General features: G+C 44.3%; 10 protein-coding genes and 1 pseudogene. 4 read left to right on the top strand and 7 right to left on the bottom strand.

What is annotated here, in order from left to right; genetic code table 11:
- From F6J99_RS41920 to F6J99_RS41910, 3 genes are all read left to right on the top strand, one after another.
- A partial coding sequence (locus F6J99_RS41920; RefSeq protein ID WP_293122565.1) for a hypothetical protein occupies positions 1 to 269 on the top strand: 269 nt, incomplete at its 5' end.
- Positions 235 to 924 (top strand): PIG-L family deacetylase, encoded by a 690-nt coding sequence (locus tag F6J99_RS41915; RefSeq protein WP_293122562.1) that lies wholly within the window; start codon positions 235 to 237, stop codon positions 922 to 924. The genes F6J99_RS41920 and F6J99_RS41915, both read left to right, overlap by 35 nt.
- The gene (locus F6J99_RS41910) at positions 921 to 1,109 is read left to right on the top strand and encodes an SAF domain-containing protein (protein WP_293060568.1); all 189 of its coding nucleotides are present in this window, start codon (positions 921 to 923) and stop codon (positions 1,107 to 1,109) included. The genes F6J99_RS41915 and F6J99_RS41910 overlap by 4 nt, the downstream gene beginning before the upstream one ends.
- A gap of 207 nt (positions 1,110 to 1,316) precedes the next feature.
- Here F6J99_RS41910 and F6J99_RS45980 read toward each other — a convergent pair whose 3' ends face one another.
- The 7 genes from F6J99_RS45980 to F6J99_RS45965 form a co-directional block, all read right to left on the bottom strand.
- Positions 1,317 to 1,538: a transposase family protein gene (locus F6J99_RS45980; protein ID WP_365975321.1), complete on the bottom strand. Its 222-nt coding sequence runs from the start codon at positions 1,536 to 1,538 to the stop codon at positions 1,317 to 1,319.
- Positions 1,528 to 2,040 carry a transposase family protein gene (locus tag F6J99_RS41905; RefSeq protein WP_293122559.1) on the bottom strand — a complete coding sequence of 171 codons (513 nt, stop codon included), beginning with the start codon at positions 2,038 to 2,040 and terminating at the stop codon, positions 1,528 to 1,530. Before F6J99_RS41905 ends, F6J99_RS45980 begins: the two co-directional genes overlap by 11 nt.
- A gap of 41 nt (positions 2,041 to 2,081) precedes the next feature.
- Positions 2,082 to 2,255, bottom strand: coding sequence for a hypothetical protein (locus F6J99_RS41900; protein WP_293122556.1), 174 nt, complete (start codon positions 2,253 to 2,255; stop codon positions 2,082 to 2,084).
- 370 nt (positions 2,256 to 2,625) lie between these two features.
- On the bottom strand, positions 2,626 to 3,189 hold the full coding sequence (locus tag F6J99_RS41895) for a tetratricopeptide repeat protein (RefSeq protein WP_293122553.1): 564 nt from the start codon (positions 3,187 to 3,189) through the stop codon (positions 2,626 to 2,628).
- Between the two features lie 189 nt (positions 3,190 to 3,378).
- Entirely contained in the window at positions 3,379 to 4,011 is a 633-nt protein-coding gene (locus F6J99_RS45975) for a transposase (RefSeq protein ID WP_365975317.1), read from the bottom strand.
- Positions 4,004 to 4,396, bottom strand: a complete 393-nt coding sequence (locus F6J99_RS45970) for a transposase (RefSeq protein ID WP_365975315.1) — start codon at positions 4,394 to 4,396, stop codon at positions 4,004 to 4,006. The genes F6J99_RS45975 and F6J99_RS45970 overlap by 8 nt, the downstream gene beginning before the upstream one ends.
- A gap of 33 nt (positions 4,397 to 4,429) precedes the next feature.
- The gene (locus F6J99_RS45965; protein ID WP_365975313.1) at positions 4,430 to 4,627 is read right to left on the bottom strand and encodes a helix-turn-helix domain-containing protein; all 198 of its coding nucleotides are present in this window, start codon (positions 4,625 to 4,627) and stop codon (positions 4,430 to 4,432) included.
- A gap of 39 nt (positions 4,628 to 4,666) precedes the next feature.
- Here F6J99_RS45965 and tnpA point away from each other — a divergent pair.
- A pseudogene (gene tnpA, locus F6J99_RS41885) lies at positions 4,667 to 5,036 on the top strand (IS200/IS605 family transposase); the annotation flags it as partial.
- Positions 5,037 to 5,098 lie beyond the last annotated feature (62 nt).

Below are 5,098 nucleotides of genomic sequence, written 5' to 3'. Positions count from 1 at the left end.
AGGCTGCTGCTCGCTATATTGAGCCCTTAATGCCCTATCCCCAAGGCTTGCCATCGATGGATGTAGTAATTGGTATGTCGAAGTTTCACTCCGGGCATCTACCCCGTTTTAAGCGGGTCTTGAGCCACTATGATGTGGACATTCGTCGGCTAGTGATGGTAGTTTCGCAGATTGATTGTGTGAATCCATCGGATGAGTTAATTGAAACTGTTGCTAAAGATTTGAGTCGCATTGATGAATACAGTTCTCGTGATCGCCGCGCATCCTGATGATGAGATATTGGGCTGTGGTGGTACCATAGCCCAACACGTTCAACAAGGTAATACTGTTCATATCCTAATCCTAGCCGAAGGTGCTACCAGCCGAGCCTCCAATCGCGATCGCTCACAATGGAAATCTCAACTTTCGGCATTAGCAGTGGCTGCTAATAAAGCCAGTGACATTTTAGGCGCAGCCTCTGTCACGCTCCATAATTTTGCCGATAATCGCATGGATGGTTGTGAATTGTTGGATGTGATTAAGGTGGTCGAACAAGCCATTGACCAACATCAGCCGGAGATCGTTTATACCCACCATAGCGGTGATGTGAACATTGATCACCGCTGCATTCATGAAGCCGTGATTACCGCCTGCCGTCCTGTCCCTGGACATCCAGTCAAATCACTCCTATTTTTTGAAATACCTTCCAGTACCGAATGGCAACCCCCTGGCTCTGCCCCCATCTTTGCACCCAACTGGTTTGTAGATGTAACTGAAACCCTCAACTTCAAGCTCAAAGCCCTGGAAGCCTATCAGTCTGAAATGCGTCCCTGGCCTCATCCCCGTTCATTACAAGCCGTTGAACATTTAGCCCGTTGGCGGGGAGCCAGCGTAGGCGTTGAAGCAGCTGAAGCCTTTATTTTAGGAAGACAGTTAGTGATGTGAGTCTTGATATTGCTGAGGATATGCAAGCCGGAGATATCTTAACCCCAAAGAATTTGAGAGCAATTAGACCGGGGTGCGGATTGCCTACTAAATATTATGATATTCTCTTGGGGAAATCCGTGAAAGCTGATGTGAAGAAGGGAACTCCAGTCAGTTGGGAAATGGTCATGTCTGGAGAAAAATAAGTAAGAAAGTTGCAAACCGACATTACGTCCTTCGGACGTACTACAAAAAGATTTATAACAAGGATGCTGGCATTCAGCTTTTGCTATTGAGTTCATTCTCAATAAGCAGGCAGAATAATCATGATAATTGAATTTGCTTATGTAGTAAACCTTATCGGAAATAGTGCAGAAAACTCAAGGAATCGATTCTTTCCCTAAGGTTTGGGATTAGGAAACTAACAGGTGGTTAGTAACTTTTGTTTGACGGTGGGTGAGTCGGAAATTATGAAGCCCACAAGCTGTCTCCATCACATCATCAATGTAGTGGTCAACCCAATTCCGAAATTTCTGCACCACAATCTGAGATCGTTTGATACCCCCAATTTGGTGTTCCACTTCCACACGAACCTTCGAAATTTGTCGATTCTCCTGTTTTTGTTCATCGCTCAGTTCTGCTAACGGTTGCTTCTTCTTCGGTTGCTTGATGTTGACCCCCCTTGGGGCAAATCCTTGGAACCCAGTATCGTGGCCATTGGGTGCTCCCTTTTGGAAACCGATAGCCCTCCTCATCTGCAATCAAATTATCGTGCTTCAAGCCATAGTAGGTGTCACTCAAAAATAACACCTTGCCACCACGTTCGCTGATCAGGTTATTCTTGACTGTGTGGGCTTTTTTCTTGCCACTATAGTAGGTTTTGCGGTCTTCGAAATCCTTCGGTCGATTGATGAGCCTTTCTGTGCCATCAATCATGAACTCTAAACTCGGACAGGCGTTGAGCACCGCTTCTAATTTCGCGCTTCTCACGCTCTGGCAACTGTAACTCAAATGCCCAAAGCTTGCCACACGTACCCTGGTCAGCCGATGCACCCATTGATTCGCTTGGGCTTGACCGATACCAAATAGAAATCCCTGGACAGCTTGGGTTGGATAGAGTCGAAAATATATCAGCAATGTTGAGCAATTTATCTTCGAGTGTCTTAAGTTGAGGTTTCCTACCGCCGACCTAGGCTCGACGAACGACCTTCTCGCTGAAACCTTTGTTTGACAAACGTTTCCCACGCTTCCTCAAAGCTCACCAAAAGGCATTCAAATTCTTGAAGACTGATGCCTGTCAGGCTTTGGAGAACTTGAGGAAAACTCTGAAGTTCCTTGAAGCTCAAAATCATGCTGATACCTCATGACTGACATCACGTAGCCGATCTTAATTATGCCTTAATTAGGCTTAATTCCGATAAGGTTTAGTATACAGCTGAAGGGGTGACAAGCGCCCTGTAACCCTTGATATATATTAAATTGAGCGAATTATGGTAAAAAAAGATAGGTCATAAATTGCTGAGGGGGTGACAACCAGGCTAAAAATTGCTTGGGGTAAGCTTTTGAGCCATGCTATCCCAAAAAAGATTGGGTCGATTGACAGGTTGAATAACGCCCCTATTTGGGATGGTCTTGTCTTGAAACCTAATTTTTTCGTTGGTCAAGTTCAATTGGGATGACCATCCCTGGCTCGATCTTCTCAAAGGCTTACCAACTGAAACTCTAAAAACACAAAGCTTGCAGGGGAATTGTCACCCCCTCAGCTAGTTCAACAGCTTTTTTGCAGTTAGCCATTCCTTCTGCTTGATTTCCCTTCTGAAGCTGGATTTTGCCAAGAGCACTATAAATCAAGGGATTTTCAGGCTGTGACTGAAGGGCTTGCTGACAAACAGTGATTGCCTCATCCAACCGCTCTTCCTGGTAGAGCAGGGTTGATAAGTGTCGGTAGAAGTAATAATTGTCCGGAGCTAACTCAAGGGCTTTTCTATAGCTAGCGATCGCACCATCAATGTCCTGTTGCTGACGCTGAGCATTACCCAGCATGAAATAGGCATGAGGGTTGTCGGGCTGGGATTTAATCACCTCCTGACAAGCAGTAATAGTTTCTTCTAAAGGGACAGTGTAACCAGAGGTTTGCACTACTGCTTCCTCCAGTGTCAATCCCGCTGCTTGTCTCAAATTCCGGTAAAGTTCTGCAGCGGTAGCCAGCAGCTCAGTGTCCTTGCTGTGGTCATGATCTCGATTGGAATTTTGTGGCGGCAAAGAAACCATATCGTTCTGATTCACTAACCTAGTTTCATAGAATCTCTGGGCGGCTGGGATAGAGAGGGATATGGATACTTTGACTTGGGAGCATAGGTGATTAATCCGTTGCTCCAATTGGGTCAGATACTCTTCTTGAGGAAGGTCAAAGCAGAGTAGGGGAAACGGTGATTGGCGGAAGGTGTCTAGGATGATGCGATTGTATTGACATACTCACCGCCCTGGAAGAGCGGTGATTCTTGACAGATCGTCGGGGTGCGCTACCGTTCGCGTAGCGTGACCTACGGTCTCAGCAGTCTTACCACCCCTCCTTGTCCGTTTTAAGTCGTGCCGATGCCCCATGCCGACTTTTTCTATATTCTTGGCAGCGTTCTCGTCTCTGTCTTGTTCGGTTCCACAATTAACACAGAGTATTGAGCGTACAGATAAATCGAGCTTGCCCCATTTAAAGCCACAATCTGAACAGACTTGACTAGTAGGCTCCCAACGGTTTATAACTCGAAAATCTCTGCCGTACTTATCTGATTTCGCATCACAAAGAGCTCTAAACTCTGACCAACCTTGCTGACTGATAGCTCGTGCCAGTTTACGGTTTTTGACCATTCCCGATACATTCAAGTCTTCCAAGACAATTACTTGGTTGTCGCTAACGATCTTGGTTGATAGTTTATGTAGAAAGTCTTTTCTTTTGTTGGTAATTTTATTGTTTAGTTTTGCGATTTTAATGCGAGTTTGCTCTCTCCGGTTAGACCCCTTGGGTTGCTTGGCAAATTTTCGTTGAGTTTTGCGTAACTTTCGATCTAGCTTTGAATAATCAGGGCTTTTGGCATGAATCCCGTCACTCAATAAGCGCGAAAGTTTTGATACCTAGATCGATTCCAATGCTTTGGTTCTTAGCATGAACTTTAACAGGTTCAATGTCTACTACAAAGCTCAAAAAGTAACTATTACTGCAATCTTTGATTATAGTAACAGAGCTTGGGTCTGTTCGCGTAGCGTGACCTTTGGTCAAAGGTAGTGCTCTAGACCATATCGGTTTGACCACTCCAATTTTTGCTAGGTAAACCCCATCACCTTGAATAGAGAAACCCCTACGGGTTAACCGTGCCGATTGCTTATTAGAACGTTTCTTGAATCGTGGAGACTTAACATTGCGGCCTTTTCGTTTGCCTTTACAGGAATCAAAAAAGTTTTTAAAGGCAACTCCTAAATCAGCAACAGACTGCTGCAAAGGAACAACAGAAACTTCAGATAACCATTGCCTTTATTCAGTCTTTTTTGCCTGAGTAATGACTAACTTTTGTAAATCTCCAGATTTTAATACTTTCTTAGATTGCTTACAAATAGCTAAAGCATCGTTCCAAACCACGCGAACACAACCAAATAATCTAGCTAAGTCCTGTTTTTGTTGGTTTGTTGGATAAAAACGATACTGATATCTAGCTTTCAATGCAATGCTCAAAGTAGGTCTGTACTCTGATTATATAGTAGCATACAAGATTTGACAATGACTTTCCGGAAAGAACAACACAGCGTTACAAAGAACGCAAATACACTTAGTGTGTGTCATTAAATACCGTCAAAAGATCCTGACCTTAACAAGCCTCAAGACCATTGAAGACTCGTTCAAGGAGGTGGCTGAAAAGATGGGATTTGAAATTAGGGAGTTCAACGGAGAGTCTGATCACGTACACGCATTAATTGAGTACCCGCCTAAAATATCAATCTCTCAAATAGTTAACAGCCTAAAAGGAGTATCAAGTCGCAGATACGGACAAAGTGGATATCTTAAGCCATGCGGGAAAACTGCGCTATGGAGTCCTAGTTATTTCTCTGTATCCGTTGGTGGTGCATCTATTGAAACGCTAAAAGTTCAAGTTCATGTAGGGTGGGCAGTGCATCAGACAGATACCTTTGCTTGCCCATCCCGTTA

The sequence above is a fragment of the Moorena sp. SIO4G3 genome, from assembly GCF_010692305.1.
Classification (GTDB): domain Bacteria; phylum Cyanobacteriota; class Cyanobacteriia; order Cyanobacteriales; family Coleofasciculaceae; genus Moorena; species Moorena producens_A.
This window is presented reverse-complemented; position numbering and strand designations above follow the sequence as displayed.